Consider the following 17929-nt stretch of genomic DNA (forward strand, 5'->3'; position numbering starts at 1 on the left):
TTCTGGAGTTTTTAAATGTCAGTTCTCAAGAGCTTTATTGCCGGTGAATGGATCGGTTCCGGACAGGCCAAGGCGCTGCCTAGCGCCATCAACGGAGAGATCGTTGCCCATACTCACGACGATACTCTCGATTTTGCCAAGGCCGTAGATTATGGCCGCAAAGTAGGCGGCAAGACCCTCATGGAAATGGATTTCCAAGAGCGTGCCCTGGCTCTCAAGGCCATGGCTATTTATCTACAGGAGCACAAAAAAGAGCTTTACGCTCAGTCCATGCACACAGGCTCCAGCAAATCAGATAACGGCATTGATGTTGATGGTGGCTTCGGCACACTATTCTCTTATTCCAGCATGGGCCGCCGTGACCTACCGTCGGGAAACGTTGTACATGAAGGGCCAGTTGTTCCTCTGGGTAAAAATAACCACTTTGCGGGTACCCATATCATGGTGCCCCGCGGCGGTGTGGCCGTACATATCAATGCCTACAATTTTCCGGTGTGGGGCATGCTGGAGAAATTTGCGCCGACCTTCTTGGCAGGCATGCCTTCCATTGTGAAGCCGGCCACTTCTACCAGCTACGTGACCGAACTGGCGGTACGCCTCATGCACGAATCCGGTGCTCTGCCAGAAGGCAGTCTGCAGCTGATTATCGGCAGCACAGGCGATCTGCTTGATCATCTGGAAGAGCAGGACGTTGTCACCTTTACCGGCTCTGCTACTACGGCTCGCAAGCTGCGTAACCATCCGAACATTATCAACCGCTCCATCCCGTTTAATGCAGAAGCCGATTCTCTGAACAGTGCAGTTCTAGCACCCGATATTACCCCCGAGCACGAAGAGTTTGACTTATTTGTGCGGGAAGTGGGCCGTGAAATGGTCGCAAAAGCGGGTCAGAAATGCACCGCCATCCGGCGTGTAATGGTGCCCCGCGAACAGGTTGATGCGGTCAGCGATAAGCTACGAGAGCGTCTGTCCAAAATCACTACGGGGGACCCTTCCGTTGAAGGGGTCCGCATGGGTGCTCTGGCTTCCCTCGATCAGCTGGAAGACGTAAAAACCAATATTCAGGAGCTGCTCAAGACCAGTGAACTGGTTTTCGGTGGCGATGGTAGCTTCCAGCCTACCGGCGAGGGAACTGATAAGGGCGCCTTTATCGAGCCACACCTGTTGCTTTGCCGTAATCCAGACAACGGCTGTGGCGCCCACGATATTGAAGCCTTCGGCCCGGTTGCCACGATTATTCCCTATAACACACTGGACGAAGCAGTAGAGCTGGTAGCCAAAGGTCGCGGCTCGCTGGTAACGACAGTCACTACGCGAGACCCCAATACTATCGCCACTCTGGCGCCCAGACTGGCGGCTTACCATGGTCGTCTGTACCTGCTGGATGCGGAGTCTTCCAAGGAGGCCACCGGACATGGTTCTCCCCTGCCTATGCTCAAGCACGGTGGGCCAGGGCGCGCCGGCGGCGGTGAAGAGCTGGGTGGTATTCGCGCTGTCTATCATTACCTGCAACGCACTGCCATTCAGGGCTCTCCCACTATGCTAGCTGCCGTTAGCGGCGAGTATGTGCGCGGGGCGCAAGTTACCGAAAGCGACATTCACCCGTTCCGCTACCACTTCGAAGACCTGCAGATCAATCAGTCTCTGCTGACCCATCGCCGTACTGTGACAGAAGCGGACCTGGTCAATTTCGGCTGCCTGTCCGGCGACCACTTCTACATGCACTTCGACGAAATCGCTGCCCGTAACAGCCAATTCGGCCAACGTATCGCTCATGGCTACTTCGTCTTGTCTGCTGCCGCCGGCATGTTTATTCATCCCGCCGAAGGCCCTGTATTGGCGAATTACGGCCTGGATACGCTGCGTTTCATCGAGCCGGTCGCGCCGGGTGATACTATCCGTGCTCGCCTAACCTGTAAGCGCAAGATTGATCAGGGACGCACCTCGCCGGATGGTCACCCGCAAGGTGTGGTTGCCTGGGATGTTCAGGTAACGAACCAGGATGACGAGCTAGTTGCCAGCTATGATATTTTGACACTCGTAGCTAAAAAACCGGCATAATTTTACTAGCCACAACAAAACCGCCAGTAGGCTCTGGCGGTTTTTTTGTATCTAACGGTTAGGTCCGGGTGCCGGGTCGGCGCCTCGCCTCACACACCCTCCAGCCTCCCTTCAATACGCCACAATATCGACCAGCATCCGGTAGCCGGTAGTTGTCAAGGAATATGTCGCCTCTGAGGTCATTTAGGCTACCTGTTTTTCCGGTTCGACAACGGTGACCTGAAGCTCCCGCTCGGGGTTGAGCGACACGGTACCGATGGGCGTCCAGTTGCGCGTCTTACCGCTCCAACGGGCGGGGTTGGCCTCCCGGGCCGCCTGATTGATGGCATGGCGCTTGGCCAGCACCTCGGTATCCTCCCCAGCATGTCGTTGTGCCGGTGTCACCAGGCGGATCCCGCTGTGGCGATGCTCGTGGTTGTACCACTGCACGAAGCCAGCCACCCACTCGCGGGCATCGTCGAGCGTGGCGAACCCGTCGACGGGGTAGCAGGGCCGGTACTTGCAGGTCCGGAACAGTGCCTCCGAGTAGGGGTTGTCGTTGCTGACCCGCGGCCGGCTGAAGGACGGCGTGATGCCGAGCTCATGCAGCTTCTCCAGCAACGTGGCGCCCTTGAAGGGGCTACCATTGTCCGCGTGCAGTACCAGCGGCTTGTCAATGATCTGCTCGGCCAGCACCGCCCGTTCCAGCACGCTGCGGGAGTTGTGGGCCGACTCGGCCAGGAATACCTCCCAGCCGGTGATCTTGCGGCTGAAGATGTCGATCATCATCACCAGGTAGTAGTACTGCCCCTTGATCGGACCGCCCAGCCACGTGCAATCCCACGACCACACCTGATTCGGCGCAGTGGCCTGGTAGGTCGTGGGCTTGGTGCGGCGTTGAGGTGGCTTGGCACGGCCCCGGTGCACCACCTCCCGGTGCTTGCGCATCACCCGGTAGAACGACGAGGGTGACGCCAGATAGCGCTGCTCCTCATCGAACAAGCGCACCACGATCTGCTCCGGTGGCAAGCTCGCGTACTCGGGGCGGTGGCACACGTCGAGAATCTCCTGCTCTTCGGCCGGTGTCAGCGCGTTAGCCGGCACCGGCCGGTCGACCAAAGGGCGCTGGTCCTCGCGCAGCTCGCCGTCGCGCGTCCAGCGCTGGTACGTTCTGGCGGTGATGCCCAACTCGCGGCAGGCGGCCTCCAGGCGGGCCCCTTGGGCCCGGGCTTCTTCGATCAGCGCGATGGCGCGTTGGCGATCTGGGGTGCTGATCATGCGTCCTCGTCCCCCCAGATCGCCTTCGCCTTTTTTCTTAGGGCCAGTAACGCTGCGGTTTCTGCCAGGGCCTCGTTCTTGCGGGCGAGCTCCTTCTCCAGGACTTTGATGCGCTTACGCTGCTGCCTGGCCTCGTCGGCCTCACGTTGGCGTTCCGAGTGGGAGAGGCTGGCGGCCTGCTCGCAGTCGTGGCGCCACCGCTCCAGCTGCTCGGGATAAATCCCTCGGCGGCGGCAGTATTCCGCAGTTTCCTGGGCGTTCATCGAGGCGGTCTCGATCACGGCGCTGAACTTGTCCTTGGACGACCAGCCATCGGCGCCCTTGCCCAGAGCATCCGGCAGGCAACGCCCCTCGGCGCGGGCTTCCTTGCGCCACTTGTAGACGGTGCCCAGCGAGATCCCCTCCTGCTCCGCGATCACCTGCGGGGAGAGGTTGTGGGGAGGCAGCAGCTTAGTCACGACGGCTTGCCGGCGCTCCTCGGAGTAACGAGGCATGAGTGTCTCCTTTCGCCCCCTGGTCGGTTTATAAGAACAGGGTATCAGAGGGTACGACACTCATCCTGACACTGGGGGTAGCGAAAACAGTGGTATTTTAAGCCCACTGACCAATTCATACCGCTTAGACGTTGACGAAGCGCAATATCATAATATGGTGTGCCTTTCTTCTGATACCCTTTGCTGCATTATTCAGTAAAGTGGGACACCACAAAATATCAATGGGATAAGGTATAAAGCACCATGTCGGCAAAACAACAGCTTGAGAGCTTGGTCCAGGACTTCCAGGAGAAGCGCCCACTGCGGGCAGGATCTCTGATTATCACCGCGTATGGAGACATCATCCATCCAAGAGGGGGCAATATCTGGCTAGGCAGCCTGATGAAATTGCTTCACCCTATGAGAATCAATGAGCGTCTTGTCCGCACATCTGTCTACCGGCTAGTCCAGCAGGACTGGTTACAAACGGAGAAAGTTGGCCGGTGCAGCTATTATAGTGTGACAGGTACTGGCCTGCGGCGCTTTCAGCAAGCTTTTGAGCATGTTTACGCGTTGAGCACCGACGACTGGAGTGGCAGCTGGTGCCTGGTTTTCCTAAACCAGCTGGAATCGGAAACCCGAGCTAAGGTTCGTGAAGAGCTGAAATGGCTGAGCTTTGGTAGTATGGCAACAGGTGTAATGGAACACCCCCGCTTTACCCGCCACGAGCTGATGCCACTACTACAAGAGTGGGGAGCGCTGGACGATACTATCGTGATGCAAACCGAGCCGCTAGAACAGCGGAGCCCAAAAGCGCTACGCCGACAGGTCAAAGAGAGTTGGAATTTGGATGAACTGGGCTTGCGCTACAAGCATTTTTTGGAAAAATTCCGTCCGCTATGGCATGAGCTAACCACTTACGATAACCTCAGCCTTCAGGACTGCACCACAGCACGTCTACTTCTAATACACGAATATCGCAAAATACTGCTTCGCGACCCCCTGCTGCCAGATGAACTCTTGCCGGGCGACTGGGAAGGCCGTAGCGCCAAACAGCTTTGTCGTAATCTTTACCGGGCAATCTATGAGCGCTCCGATGAGCACTTAAGCAGTATTTTAGAAAATGCTTCTGGCCCACTGCCTAGCCCAAATAGGGGTTTCTATCGCCGTTTCGGCGGCCTCAACTAGGCTTGTTGGCGCATAACCCTCAATATCTTGTATTAGGAACACAAGCACTGCGGGCCAATTTTACCGGTATTATCCGTTAAAAATAAGGCACCCGAACAAGGCCCGGCAGGCGAAGCGATCAGTTGACTCAATCTTTTATGGATGACGCTCAATAACACAGAAAAGCCATAGCTTTGAATTTTCCGCTTGCCATCAAGACAGTCCGCTTTTCTGGAGCAGTACAATCCCTAACACAATAAGGCATGCCGACACGATTCGGCGGGCCCCAAACGGCTCTTTTAAAAATTTCGCACCAATCAGGGCAGCAATGATAACGCTCGTTTCACGAAGCGCCGACACATAGGTCATCGGCGTCATCACCATGGCCCATACCACCAAACCGTAGGATCCGACATGCAACACGCCGCTCATTATACCCTGCTTCCAGTTTGCCACTAACTGTGTTTTCAGCGCACCTCTTTTAAGGATAAATATAACGGCCAGAAAGCCAACTCCGTCTATCAAAAATAGCCATGAAACATAGCTTAGCGCATTATCTGAAAGCCTGGCGCCTGTGCCATCGATGACCGTATAGGTTGCTATAGATAAGGCGGTCACAAAGGCATAAACAACGGCTTTTCCGCTGGTACGCAAGATGGAAGGGTGCAGTGCCAACAGACAGATCGCCATGGAAATAATACCGATGCTGGCGATACCCAAAAAAGATAGCGTTTCCCCTGCCAATAAAAAGGCGCCAATGGCCACAAAAGGCGGTGCAGCACCGCGCGCAATAGGATAAATCAGAGACAGATCGGCAGCACGGTAGCTCATGGAAAGAAAAGAGTAATAAAAAATATGCACGCCTAAGGAAGCCAGCAGATAGGGCCAGCTTTCCGGAGCAGGCAGCTCCAGAAAAAAGATCAGCGGAAGCACCACCAGCGCTGAAAAACCATTGGTAATAGCTAACCGAATAGCGGGCTCTCCCCCCACTTTAACGAGAGTATTCCAGCCTGCGTGCATAACAGCAGCCATCAGTACCAAGCCAGCAACCGTTGGCTCCATCGAAACCTCCAAAAAAAACGCTACTGCGTCCCTTGAGATGCAATAGCGTTTCTGACTTATTGCGTTATAGCGCTCAGGCGCATCTACCAAGCTTACTTGCTGGCATGTTCCTGAACAATGCCTTTCAACAGGGGCATATAGTGGCTAAATGAGGGCGTTTCCATATCGGCATCTTTTCCCTCATCGTCCCATACGCGCAGCCGCAGCGCATCTTTATAGTAAGTATTTTTCTCAAACGCTGCGATTTCCGCCTGACTCATAGGACCGCCCTGAACGTTGAGCGAATTGACAGATGCCGCTGAAAGGCGCGCGAAATAGTCATCATTGACCGCGCAGAGATAGCGCTTTGCCGCCACGTGCAGCTCTATCGGTTGAATAACCGACTCCGGGAAAAATTCTCGCAGTACACGAGCGCCGGACGTTTCATGGTAGTTATCCTGGCCTTGCTCCAGAGACTCTTCGGGAAACTCGCTGGTGTAATGGCCAATATCATGTAACAAAGCCGCAGCAACCAGAGTGTCCGGTGCCTTGGCTCGTTCCGCCAGCAGAGCACTCTGGAGCATATGTTCCGACATGGTAACGTCTTCTCCCAGGTAGGAGTCTCCACCACGCCGGGAAAAAATATCGGCAATGAATTCAACGATATTGTTTGCGTTAAGTGATTCGAAGCTCATGGCGTTTACCCTAGTTCCTGATTCAACGTAGCAAGCCTTGAGCGCAAGCTGTCCGTATCCGCGTAGCAGCCCTGAAACCAGCGGGAGCCTGAGCTCTCGTAGGCGACTCGTCCGTGCAGCACGCGCGTATTATCGACGATAAACAGCTCGCCGGGCTTAAGCTTAAAGGCAACCTGCAGCTCGGCGCGCTCGACGATTTCCGCCAGATGCCGGTAGGCGTCGTAATAGGCCGCCATCTTGTCGAAGGGGATTTCGGTTAATGGCCCGATGGAACGGTTATTGAAGCGTACCGCCTTCAGCTCATTATCAGGCCCCAGCTCGATCATCGGGCGCTTTGAGGCTAGATAGACTTCTGACGTTCCCGCATAGGTATAGCAGGCGGGATATCCGGCCAGCAGGTCAAATTTTTGCGGCGCTTCTTCGCGCAGGACCTCCACTGCCTTGAAAGCGTCAACCACCACGGAGTCCCCGCCCTCGACGGAGTTATCCAGGCAAGAAAGCAGCTGCAGCGTCGGTACCGGATCACGATACGGATTATCCGTGTGTACCTGCAGGCCCAGCCCGGTATAAGCCAGATTCACCGGGTTAACCTCGGTGCGGACTTCAAAGAAACGGCCATAGTTTGTTTCACGAACAAACCCAAACAGATCCACCACCTTACAAATGGCCCCGCTTTCCACCGGCATGTCGACCATCTTGGCCACGCCGTACCGGTCGACATCCCGCAGCCAGCGGTAGAGCTCACCCCCCTGCTCCCGCGCTTTTTCAAAACTTTCGACGGGCAGCTCGGGCTCTAGCTCAGCCCCCCAGCGCACGACTTCCTTGCGCGTCCACCCCGGTTCTCGGCTGGCCATCTCTGGCCGGTCATAGCGGTTGGCCAACAGCCACTCAGCATCAAATTCCGTGGTCTTGTTTTCGGGGCCGAAAGTCACGCTGATTTTCCCTCTGTCTTTACGCGACACAGTCTCAACCCGCACGTCGGCAGGGATATCCTGGACCCGGATAAGCCTTTGGCCGTTTCCCGGCGCAAGGGTGTCCTTATCGGGGGCATGATCCCGCAGCCAAACCGCATGAAAGCGGGCCCGACTTTCGTTTTCCCATACCACCTCAATGCCTTCACCCCGCTCGAGGGATTGAACACTGCTCACGCTCAACATCGATGCTGACTCCATTTGCCAATTGATCTAGGTCATGATATTTGTCTTTAAGGCATTAAAAAAACAATCGTTTCTTACCCTTTGACGCTAAAATATCTATGGGAGATACAATGACGTCCCCTGACGCTAATCAGCATATCCCTCCCCTTAACTGGCTCCAGGCCTTTGAAGCGGCCGCTCGGCTGGAAAGCTTCACCCTGGCATCGACGGAGTTAAACCGAACCCAGGCGACCATTAGCCAGCAGATCCGCAATCTGGAACTACGTCTGGCAACCGAATTATTTCAGCGCCTACCCCGAGGCGTAGAGCTGACGCTTGACGGCGCTGCTTATCTGCCCCACGTCCGCTCGGCGTTTCAGACGATCGCCGCTTCCACCCGGGACTTATTTGCACACGATCAGTCGCAGTCCGTCTCGCTTTCCAGCCCGGTATCTTTTGTGGCTGCGTGGATTGCGCCTTTGCTACCCGAACTGCGCCGGCTGGATGACAGAATCAACCTGTCCATCGTTAGTATTCAGCGGCCGGTTGATTACACCGTCGAAGATGCCGACCTTGAAATCCGCTACGGTAACGGGCCCTGGCCCGGCACGGAGGCAACGCTACTGCTTGAGGATGTACTCGTTCCGGTATGCGCACCGGCGTTGGCAAAAAGTACGGACGACTGGCGTAGTCTCCCGGTCATCGCCCTTGCCGGCGCAAGGGCGGGCTGGTCTGACTGGTGTGCCTACGCCGGCTTTCCTCCGCTATCCAGTCCGGTGCTGAGGTTTGACAGCTTTATCCTCGCGCTGGAAGCGGCGAAGGCCGGCGGCGGCCTGCTGCTCGCCCCCTTGTCGCTGATCCTAGCGACGCTTCAGGCAGGCGAGCTCGTCCGCCTTTCTGACATTGAGCTTCGAACCGAGAGCGGGCACTGGCTGCTCCGCGATACGCAAAAGCCGTCTACACAAGCGATCGACAAGATACGCGCCTGGCTAATCACCAAAGCCAGGGCATCACATTAGTCAGCGGCCAGGACACGATCCAGCCAGGCGGGGTCCATATCCGGCACGGAGTTGAGCAACCGCTGGGTATAGTCGACGTGCGGTGGCGTGAACACCTCGTGCTTTGCGCCCTGCTCAACCACGCGGCCGTGCTGCATAACGACGACCTCGTCGGCGATGGCATCCACCGTTGCCAGATCGTGAGTGATGAACAGATAAGACATGTTCAAATCCCGCTGTAGCTCCATTAGCAAAGCCAGAATTTGCTCGCCAACGATCTGATCCAGCGCCGAGGTCACTTCGTCGCAGATAATAATATCCGGATTAGCGGCTAACGCCCGGGCAATACACACTCTTTGTTTCTGCCCGCCGGACAGCTGCCATGGGTAGCTGTCCATGAAAGAGTCATCCAGATACGTCATGGCCAATAGCTCTTTGACCCGCTGCTGTTGATCCGCGCCCTGAAGGCCCAGATAAAATTGCAGCGGGCGACCGATGATTTCCTCGACTTTCTGGCGTGGGTTGAGCGCGGTATCCGGTAGCTGATAAATCATCTGTAGCCGGCGCAGGGTGTCCTTGTCCCGATGTTTGAGCTGGGGTGACAGCGACGCTTCGTACAGCTTTACGCTCCCCTCAATAGGCGGCAGCAAGCCGGTAACCACTCGTGCCAGCGTGCTTTTTCCAGACCCGGACTCCCCGACAATGGCGACCGTTCTGCCCAGGTCTACCTGAACAGAGACATCTTTTAGTACTGGCACTCCGCGTTTATATTCGGCCGAAAGTCCGCTCAACGTCATGACGGGGGTACCGGCCGGCGACGCTTCCTTATGCAGGTGACGCACGCTCACCAGCTGGCGGGTGTATTCCTCGGTCGGCGCTTCCAGCAGGGTCCGGGTATCGCCCTCTTCTACCAGCTCTCCGTTGCGCAATACCATAATGCGGTTGGCCAGCTGGGCCACAACGGCCAGATCATGAGTAATGTACAGAGCGGCCGTATTATGCAGACGGATAGTCGTCCTGATAGCCGCCAACACTTCAATTTGCGTCGTGACGTCAAGCGCCGTGGTGGGCTCATCGAACACCAGAATATCCGGCCGGCAAGCCATCGCGGTTGCCACCATGGCCCGCTGCAGCTGCCCTCCGGATACCTGGTGCGGATAACGCTGCCCAAACGTTTCGGGCTCCGGAAGCCCCATTTCCCGGTAGAGCTCAACCGCCTCGGCGCGGGCCTCTGCCGCGCTGCAAACGCCGTGATACACGGCCGCTTCCACATACTGATCGATCAGCTTGTGGGCCGGATTAAAAGCCGCCGCCGCACTCTGGGCAACGTAGGCAATATGGCGACCCCGATAAGTGCGCTTTTCGCGTTCAGAAAGCCGGAGAATATCGGTGCCGTTAAAGATGACCTCGCCACCGGCAATCACACAGCCGTCGCGAGCGTAGCCAAGGCTCGCCAGGCCGATGGTTGATTTACCCGCCCCGGATTCACCGATAACTCCCAGTACCTCACCAGGCTGCAAATCAAGGCTAACGCCTTTGACCAGCTGCTTGGGTTTCTTTTGGCTATCCGTTTCAATTACCAGATTACGGATTTGCAAAATGTCTTTATTCGCTACCTTGCTATCGCTTTGCTTCATTTTGAAAGCCCGCTTGCCTTATTCAAAAACCAGTCCACTACCAAATTGACGGAAATCGTCAGCACTGCGATGGCGGCAGCGGGTAACAGCGGCGTGAATTTGCCAAAGGTGATCAGCATGGCGTTTTCACGCACCATAGCACCCCAGTCGGCGGTCGGCGGCTGCAGACCAAGCCCGAGGAAGCTCAGCGAGCTGACCAGCAGAAAGATAAAGCAGAAACGCAGCCCGAACTCGGCGAAAAGCGGCGCTAATATATTGGGCAGCACTTCTCGGCGGACAATCCAGAACAGCCCTTCTCCGCGCAGCCGAGCGGCTTCTACATAATCCATAACCACCACGTTCATGCTGACCGCCCGGGCAAGCCGGAAAACGCGCGTTGATTCCAGAAAGGAGACGATCAGTATCATTGCCGTGATGGAGCTACCAAAGATCATCAGCAGCAACAGCGCAAATATCAGCAGCGGAATGGCCATCAGGATATCGACAACGCGCGATACAACCTGATCAATCCAGCCACCGAGAACCGCCGCAATGATGCCCACCGACGACCCCAGGACAAACGTCAGAACGGTGATAAGAAACGTCATGCCCACGGTATTGCGAGCGCCGTAAATCAAGCGGCTGAAAATATCTCGCCCAAGGCTGTCGGTACCCAGAAGATGGGATCCGCCCCAGGGCTCAAAAGCCCCGCCCACGACGGTAGATTCACCATAGGGCGCAAGCCAGGGCGCCAAAACAATCACAAAGAGATAAAACAGAATGATGATCAGGCCGATCTGACCCGACAATGGCGCTTCTACAAGAGAATGGTACAGCCTGAATCCCAGAGACGGCCGCTGCAACGATGACGCAGCCACGGGCTCCCCGGTTTGAAAATACTCAGTAGGTGTCATTTTGGATGTAATAGCTTGGGGTTACTGACAATGGCAATCACGTCAGCAACGAGGTTGAAAAGAATATAGGTAGCCGCAAAAATCAGGCTCGCCGCCTGCACTACCGGCAAGTCGCGCTTGGAAACCGAGTCGACCATCAGCTGCCCGAGCCCCGGGTACACAAACACTATCTCAACCACCACGACGCCGGTAATAAGGTAGGCAAGGTTCATGGCAATGACGTTGACGATGGGCGCCCAGGCGTTCGGCAGGGCATGATGGACAATCACCTGCCAGGAGCTAAGGCCCTTGAGCCTGGCCATTTCTATATAAGAGCTCGAGAGCAGGTTGATCAGGGCGGCTCGCGTCATGCGCATCATGTGGGCACAGGTGACAAAGGTCAGCGCCAGCGCGGGCAGCAACGTCATGTGCAGCCGCTCTAGAAAGGGCATGCCCACTTCCACCTTGGACATGCTGGGCACCCAGCCAAGCTGAACCGACACAAACAGGATCAGCACGTAGGCGATAAAGAACTCCGGCATGGAGATGGCAGACAGGGTGAACATCGAAACGGCACGATCAACTACCGAGTTACGATAAAGCGCCGCGATAATGCCGAGCGCCAGTGCCAGCGGAACAGAGACCGCTGCGGCAAAGCCGGCGAGATAAAGCGTATTGATCAGCCGGGAGTCCAACATCCCCATCACGTCACGGTCCGTCGCAAGGGACTGCCCGAAATCACCATGAAAAATGCCCAGCATCCAATCCCAATAGCGAATAGGAAGCGGCTGCCCTAGGCCGAGCTTGTCGCGGATAGACGCCACGGTTTCGGGTGTCGCCATCTGCCCGAGTATTTCCGTCGCGATATCTCCCGGCAGCATTTCTACTGCTAAAAAGATCAGCAGCGATATGATCCACAGGGTGATTAGACCAAGCCCCACTCGTTTGGCTACTGTCAGCAACAACTTATTCATGATTAGCCCTTGAACCACCAGCGTTCCGCGATCCGATTACCGTCCATGTCGCGGTTGGTGCCGATGCGGCCGTGCCCGACCTTTTGACTGGCGGCACTGACATAGCTGGAAAACATCGGAGATACCCTGCCCCCCTGCTCGTGCACCAACGACTGCATTTCGGCGTACATCTGGGCTCGGCGCTCTTCGTCAAGCTCCGAACGCGCCTCGTTCAGCAAGTGGTTGAAGCGGTCGTTGTTCCAGTTGCTGTCATTCCAGCTGGCATCGCCGGCAAAATACTGGGAGAAGAACCAGTCTGCCGTTCCCCTCGGGCTTGAATAAGACATGCACCAGGGGCGTTTCATCCAGACGTTTTCCCAGTAGCCGTCTGCCGGCTCGCGGATGACATTGATATTGATACCGGCTTCAGCCGCATGCTCCTTGTAGAGCACGGCGGCGTCGACCGCACCGGTAAAGACCGCATCCGACGTACTAAGGTCAAGATTCAGCGAATCGTGGCCGGCCTTCTTCAAATAGTGGCGCGCCTTGTCGGGGTCATATTGGCGCTGGGGCAAATCGGCAAAGTAACGGTAGGATCCGCCGATCGGCTGATCGTTGGCGACTCGGCCATAGCCCTTGAGCACCCGCTCGACCATATCCTCCCGGTTAACAGCGTGCTTGAGGGCCAGGCGCACGTTGTTGTCATCAAACGGTTCCGCCTGCACGTTCATGGGGAAGTAGTAGATCTGATCGCTTTCTACCGTATTCACCTGAACCTGAGGATCCATTTCCAGCAGATTGACGGTTTTCAAATCGACCCTGTCCATGGCATCAATCTGGCCGGTGCGCAGAGCGTTGGTTCGCGCAGCTTCATCGGTAATGGACAGAAAGCTGACGCTGTCAAACCAGGCTCGATCGGACTTCCAGTAATCGGGATTTCGCTTGACTACGGCCTCGACGCCGGGCTCAAAACTTTGTAGCTGAAAGCCGCCGCAGCCAATACCAGAGCGAGGGTCGATCTTTCCATCACACGAAGGAAGAATGGCCAGGTGATAATCAGAGGTGATATAGGCAAAGTCAGCATTCCCCTTATTTAGGGTAAACACAACTTTATGATCGCCATCGGTAGTAATACTCTCGATCGGATCAACCATGCCCTTGGCGGCCGAAGTAGAGTCATTGCCGCGATGATGATTAAAAGATGCGACAACGTCTTCAGCCGTTAAATCACTTCCGTCATGGAAAGTGACTCCTTTCCGCAGTTGGAAAACCCACTGTTTCGCATCATTACTGGGCTCCCAACTTTCAGCCAGCTCGCCCTTAAGCTGACCATCTTCATCTATTTCGGTAAGATAATTATGAATGGCAAAGCCGAGGCTCTGCATGAAGACATCAGCGAAATGCGCCGGATTCAGAGTATCGCTAGTAGAGCCGCGCGAAAGTCCCAAGCGGAAGTGTCCTCCGCGGGCCGGCGTAGATGACTCACTAGCGAAGGCGGGAAGAACAAAAGAGCCTGCCGAGGTAGCGGCGACGCCTAGCGCGCCCCCCATGCCCAAAAAAGAGCGCCGAGTAACTCCTGTTCTGACTGCTGAACGTTTCACTTCTTTCATTCACTTAACCTTCTTTAAGACAGCATGAATTAACAAACACAAGAAACTCTTCTTGTGTCGACATCTATAAAAAAACGAAATATTTCATACGGAAAACAAGATGTCAAGAAAGGGCATATTACCCCTTGCAAAGGAAGGCACTATAAAGAACGTCTGCCGAACATTCAATTATTTTAACTCCTGGAAGCGATAGAGATAAATTGATATCACACAAAAAAAGAGAGTTCAATAAACTACCAGACATAGATATATTGACCCCATTGCATTATTTAAATGAGGGTCAGTTTTACGAGTTTATAGAATGACTGCAGTAAAGTGGGTAAGAGGGTGAAGGTAGGAAATCAGCGTCAATGCTCTTCTAAATGCACTGATATAAATGTACTGAACCAAGTATACTGACTGAGGGGAGGCAGAAAATGAGGTAACGCCAGTTTGGCCGGGAAGCCTGGCATAGAGGTGCCTTAACTTCCGTCAAAACGAAGCTTTTTCATCGAATAGCATCGAAAAACGCCGATCCGCGGACCTTCCGACCGCGGACCAGCACACAGACAGGGCGGCCATACGCCGCCTGTGATGACGCGCCAGCGGCGCTTCGTCAGCTCTCGTCGTCGGCGCTTGCGCAGTCCGGCGTTTGCTCGCTGTAGTACGCCGCGATATCGGCGATATCCTCATCCGACAGGCTCGCTGCCTGGGGCTCCATTACCGCTGACATGCCGCCCTCGCGGTTGCCTTCACGGTAGGCCGTCAGCGCACTTTTCAGATAGGTGGCCGACTGGCCGGCCAGGTTCGGGTAGGTATCGGCAGATGCCATGCCGGTCTGGCCGTGGCAGGCCGCACAGGCGGCGACCTTGCCTTCTCCTGCCTCCGGGTCGCCGTCCGCCACGGCGACGCCCGAAAGCGCGGCGGTGCTCAACATGACGGCAGCGGTCAGCGCTGCGTGCTGCATGATTCTCATATTGCTCTCCCTACTGAGTCCAATGGCGGTCAGGCCACTCTTGCCCGCTATTAAACAGCGACTTTGCCCGGTCAGCAAGCCGCAATGATGGCGCCGGTCTCCAGCGCTTGACTCACGTCAACCATCGCCGCGAAAAGCCGGTCGCGCTATTCAAGCATGGTAGCGGCGGTGGTATTCTGCGGCCAACTTAACAAGCGCATTAACGATTTTGTTACCCAAGCGTGACCACCCGGTCAGATGAGCGCCGGCATCAGGCGACAGCCCGGCACCCTGGCGGTAGCAGCAGACGAGGAGAAAACCATGGGGATGTGGAAGGTAAAGCGTCGTGACTTCCTGAAAGGCCTGGGACTGACCGGCACCGGCGCCATGTTCAGCGGCAACGTCTGGGCGCTCAACCGCCTGGAGCCGATCGGCGACACCCTGGCAAGCGAATATCCCTACCGCAGCTGGGAAGATCTGTACCGCAACGAGTGGACCTGGGACCACGTGGGCCACGCCGCCCACTGCATCAACTGCATGGGCAACTGCGCGTGGAACGTCTACGTGAAGGACGGCATCGTCATCCGCGAGGAGCAGATCGCCAAGTACCCCCAGGTCAATCCCAACGTGCCCGACGCCAACCCCCGGGGCTGCCAGAAAGGCGCCATCCACTCCACCTCCATGTACGAGGCCGACCGCCTGCGCTATCCGCTCAAGCGCGCCGGCGAACGCGGCGAGGGCAAGTGGCAGCGCATTTCCTGGGATCAGGCCACCGAAGAAGTCGCCGATAAAGTCATCGATATCTTCGAAAAGTACGGCCCGGGCAAGCTCAAGACCCACCAGGGCTCGGGCAACCAGACCATGGTCCGCCAGTCCGGCCCCGCGCGCTTTGCCGCCCTGGTCGGCGGTATCCAGCTCGACGGCTTTACCGTGGTCGGCGACCTTTTGACCGGCGCGCATCTGGCCTACGGCAACCCGCTGGAAAGCTTCACCTCGGACGCCTGGTTTGACGCCGACTACATCATGCTTGGCATGATCAACCCCAACGCCACCCGCATCCCCGATGCCCACTACATCTGGGAGGCCAAATATAACGGCGCGCGCATCACCAGTACCGCCCCGGACTACAACCCCAGCTCGATTCATACCGACCTGTGGATGCCCATCAAGCAGGGCACCGACCCCTTCCTGGCGATGTCGCTGGTCAACGTCATCATCGAAGAAAAGCTCTTCAAGCCGGCCTTCATGAAGGAGCAGACCGACCTGCCGATGCTGGTGCGCGTGGACAACGGCAAACTCTTGCGCGAGGCCGACCTGGTCGACGGCGGCTCTGATGAGGTGTTCTACCACTGGGACCTGAACAGCGGCCAGGGCGTCAAGGCCAAGGGCTCCATGGGCGACGACGACAAGACCCTGAAGCTTGGCGACGTGGACCCGGCCATCGAGGGCGAATTCGAGTTCGAAGGCATTGCCGTGACCCCGGTGTTCGAGCAGGTCAAGCGCGAGGCTGCCAAGTACACCCCGGAAGAGACCCAGGCCACCACCAACATTCACCCGGGCATGGTGCGCCAGGAAGCCCGCCACATCGCCGCGGCCAACAAGGCCATCATCATGCTGGGCTACATTACCTCCAGCTACTCCAACTGCCTCTACACCTGTTGGGGCTACGCGTTGACGCTGGCGCTGACCGGCCACGGCGGCCGCACCGGCGGGCTGGATACCTCCTGGGTCTCCTGGCACCACCCGCGCTGGACCGAGCTTGCCGGCTTTGAAGGCAAGAAATCCGCCCGCCTGGAACCCGGTGGTCTGGGCGAGTTTCTGCGCGGCGGCATGATGGAAGGCGCGCGCCAGCACTTTGACAACGCCAAGCTCAAGGAGCGCGTGGGCTTCGATCTCGACGAGATGGAAGACATGATGCAGGAGTCCATCGACAAGGAATGGATGCCCTACTACGGCGAAATCAAGGGCATGATTTCCATCGCCGACAACACTTTCCGCCGCAACAAGATGTCGGAAACCTACCGCGAAGAGCACCTGCGCCAGGCAAGCGAGCTTTACGTCAACATCAACGTGCGCATGGACTCCACCGCCGAGTGGGCCGACTACATCCTGCCCGCGGCCAGCCACTACGAAGCCTGGGATATCCGCACCCAGGGCTACCACCGCTTTGCCAACATCTTTACTCAGTCGGTGCCGCCGGTAGGCGAGTCCAAGCCGGACTGGGACATCATGGCGCTTTTGACCAAGAAAATTCAGGAGCGTGCCCTTGCTCGGGACATCGGCCCCATCGAGGACGGCGACGTCACCCGGGACCTGCACACCATTCACGACGACTTTACCCGGCAGGGCACGCTCAATACCGATCACGACGTGCTCAAGCACATCGTCGAGGATTCGCCGGAATTCGGCGGCGTGAGCCTGGAAGAAGCCGCCGAGCGGGGCTTTATCGTGATGAACGAGCACGCCGGCAGCAATCAGCCGCTCAAGCCCGACGAGCCGTACAACCCCTTCACCGCGCAGACCGACGGCAAGAAGCCCTACGACACCCTGACTGGGCGGATTACCTTCTACTGCGACCACCCGCGCTTCGAGCAGCTTAAGTCCACCGTGCCCACCGCGCGCCTTTACGCCGGCCCGGAAGCGTCGAACTATCCGCTGCACTTCTACTCGCCCCACGCGCGCTGGGGCATTCACTCCAACTGGCGCAGCAACAAATACCTGCTGCGTCTGCAGCGCGGCGAGCCCAACATCTACATCAACCCGCAGCTCGCCGATGAGCGCGGCATCAAGGACGGCGACCGCGTGCGGATGTTCAACGGCGTCGGCGAATTCTTCGCCCAGGCCAAGTTCTACCCCAGCATCCCCGTGGACTCGATCATGATGGAGCACGGCTGGGAGCCGCATCAGTACATCCGGCGCAAGAACATGAACATGTCCAACGCCGTCTTTCTGCAGCCGCTGGAACTGGTCGGCGGCTGGGGGCACCTGAAGTTCATCTACGCCATGTGGAACGCCAACCAGCATATCCACGAAAGCTGCTACGACATTGAGCTGGCCAAAGCCGAAGACATCGCCGAGCCGCACGCCGTTTAAGA

13 protein-coding genes are annotated in these 17929 nt (G+C 56.9%); 4 read left to right on the forward strand and 9 right to left on the reverse strand.

The window, feature by feature from the left end:
* Positions 1–15: 15 nt before the first annotated feature.
* Entirely contained in the window at positions 16–2061 is a 2046-nt protein-coding gene (paaZ, locus tag ACZ46Y_RS12725) for a phenylacetic acid degradation bifunctional protein PaaZ (protein ID WP_311956740.1), read from the forward strand.
* A gap of 183 nt (positions 2062–2244) precedes the next feature.
* On the opposite strand, the gene ACZ46Y_RS12730 is transcribed toward paaZ, so the two are convergent.
* Positions 2245–3812 (reverse strand): IS3 family transposase gene (locus ACZ46Y_RS12730; RefSeq protein WP_464380045.1). Its coding sequence is split into 2 segments (ribosomal slippage): positions 2245–3347 and positions 3347–3812, totalling 1569 coding nucleotides; the frame shifts between segments, so codons are not numbered across the junction.
* Between the two features lie 243 nt (positions 3813–4055).
* On the opposite strand from ACZ46Y_RS12730, the gene paaX reads away from it, so the two are divergent.
* On the forward strand, positions 4056–4979 hold the full coding sequence (gene paaX, locus ACZ46Y_RS12735) for a phenylacetic acid degradation operon negative regulatory protein PaaX (protein WP_311957411.1): 924 nt from the start codon (positions 4056–4058) through the stop codon (positions 4977–4979).
* A gap of 192 nt (positions 4980–5171) precedes the next feature.
* Here paaX and ACZ46Y_RS12740 read toward each other — a convergent pair whose 3' ends face one another.
* The 3 genes from ACZ46Y_RS12740 to tmpA form a co-directional block, all read right to left on the reverse strand.
* Positions 5172–6020 (reverse strand): EamA family transporter, encoded by an 849-nt coding sequence (locus tag ACZ46Y_RS12740; protein ID WP_311957408.1) that lies wholly within the window; start codon positions 6018–6020, stop codon positions 5172–5174.
* 92 nt (positions 6021–6112) lie between these two features.
* On the reverse strand, positions 6113–6694 hold the full coding sequence (locus ACZ46Y_RS12745) for an HD domain-containing protein (RefSeq protein ID WP_311957406.1): 582 nt from the start codon (positions 6692–6694) through the stop codon (positions 6113–6115).
* 5 nt (positions 6695–6699) lie between these two features.
* Positions 6700–7851: a 2-trimethylaminoethylphosphonate dioxygenase gene (gene tmpA / locus ACZ46Y_RS12750; RefSeq protein ID WP_311957404.1), complete on the reverse strand. Its 1152-nt coding sequence runs from the start codon at positions 7849–7851 to the stop codon at positions 6700–6702.
* Positions 7852–7961: 110 nt separating this feature from the next.
* Between tmpA and ACZ46Y_RS12755 the strand changes: the two genes are divergently transcribed.
* Complete coding sequence (locus tag ACZ46Y_RS12755; RefSeq protein ID WP_311957401.1) at positions 7962–8849, forward strand: LysR substrate-binding domain-containing protein; 888 nt, start codon at positions 7962–7964, stop codon at positions 8847–8849.
* Here the strand turns inward: ACZ46Y_RS12755 and ACZ46Y_RS12760 are convergent.
* The 5 genes from ACZ46Y_RS12760 to ACZ46Y_RS12780 form a co-directional block, all read right to left on the reverse strand.
* Positions 8846–10465: an ABC transporter ATP-binding protein gene (locus ACZ46Y_RS12760; protein WP_311957399.1), complete on the reverse strand. Its 1620-nt coding sequence runs from the start codon at positions 10463–10465 to the stop codon at positions 8846–8848. The genes ACZ46Y_RS12755 and ACZ46Y_RS12760 overlap by 4 nt on opposite strands.
* A complete protein-coding gene (locus tag ACZ46Y_RS12765) occupies positions 10462–11322 on the reverse strand; it encodes an ABC transporter permease (protein ID WP_311957396.1) in 861 nt (286 codons plus the stop codon). Before ACZ46Y_RS12765 ends, ACZ46Y_RS12760 begins: the two co-directional genes overlap by 4 nt.
* A 32-nt stretch (positions 11323–11354) precedes the next feature.
* Complete coding sequence (locus ACZ46Y_RS12770) at positions 11355–12329, reverse strand: ABC transporter permease (protein WP_464380046.1); 975 nt, start codon at positions 12327–12329, stop codon at positions 11355–11357.
* The gene (locus ACZ46Y_RS12775) at positions 12314–13900 is read right to left on the reverse strand and encodes an ABC transporter substrate-binding protein (protein WP_311957393.1); all 1587 of its coding nucleotides are present in this window, start codon (positions 13898–13900) and stop codon (positions 12314–12316) included. The genes ACZ46Y_RS12770 and ACZ46Y_RS12775 overlap by 16 nt, the downstream gene beginning before the upstream one ends.
* Before the next feature lie 595 nt (positions 13901–14495).
* Positions 14496–14855, reverse strand: coding sequence for a c-type cytochrome (locus ACZ46Y_RS12780; RefSeq protein WP_311957392.1), 360 nt, complete (start codon positions 14853–14855; stop codon positions 14496–14498).
* 300 nt (positions 14856–15155) lie between these two features.
* Between ACZ46Y_RS12780 and clrA the strand changes: the two genes are divergently transcribed.
* A complete protein-coding gene (clrA, locus tag ACZ46Y_RS12785; protein ID WP_311957391.1) occupies positions 15156–17927 on the forward strand; it encodes a chlorate reductase subunit alpha in 2772 nt (923 codons plus the stop codon).
* Positions 17928–17929 lie beyond the last annotated feature (2 nt).

The organism is Halomonas garicola, assembly GCF_055382465.1.

Excerpts from the sequence above, each read along its gene's own strand:
- paaZ (WP_311956740.1), top strand. The coding sequence starts at position 16 with ATGTCAGTTCTCAAGAGCTTTATTGCCGGTGAATGGATCGGTTCCGGA.
- paaX (WP_311957411.1), top strand. The coding sequence starts at position 4,056 with ATGTCGGCAAAACAACAGCTTGAGAGCTTGGTCCAGGACTTCCAGGAG.
- ACZ46Y_RS12740 (WP_311957408.1), bottom strand. The coding sequence starts at position 6,020 with ATGGAGCCAACGGTTGCTGGCTTGGTACTGATGGCTGCTGTTATGCAC.
- ACZ46Y_RS12745 (WP_311957406.1), bottom strand. The coding sequence starts at position 6,694 with ATGAGCTTCGAATCACTTAACGCAAACAATATCGTTGAATTCATTGCC.
- tmpA (WP_311957404.1), bottom strand. The coding sequence starts at position 7,851 with ATGTTGAGCGTGAGCAGTGTTCAATCCCTCGAGCGGGGTGAAGGCATT.
- ACZ46Y_RS12755 (WP_311957401.1), top strand. The coding sequence starts at position 7,962 with ATGACGTCCCCTGACGCTAATCAGCATATCCCTCCCCTTAACTGGCTC.
- ACZ46Y_RS12760 (WP_311957399.1), bottom strand. The coding sequence starts at position 10,465 with ATGAAGCAAAGCGATAGCAAGGTAGCGAATAAAGACATTTTGCAAATC.
- ACZ46Y_RS12775 (WP_311957393.1), bottom strand. The coding sequence starts at position 13,900 with ATGAAAGAAGTGAAACGTTCAGCAGTCAGAACAGGAGTTACTCGGCGC.
- ACZ46Y_RS12780 (WP_311957392.1), bottom strand. The coding sequence starts at position 14,855 with ATGAGAATCATGCAGCACGCAGCGCTGACCGCTGCCGTCATGTTGAGC.
- clrA (WP_311957391.1), top strand. The coding sequence starts at position 15,156 with ATGGGGATGTGGAAGGTAAAGCGTCGTGACTTCCTGAAAGGCCTGGGA.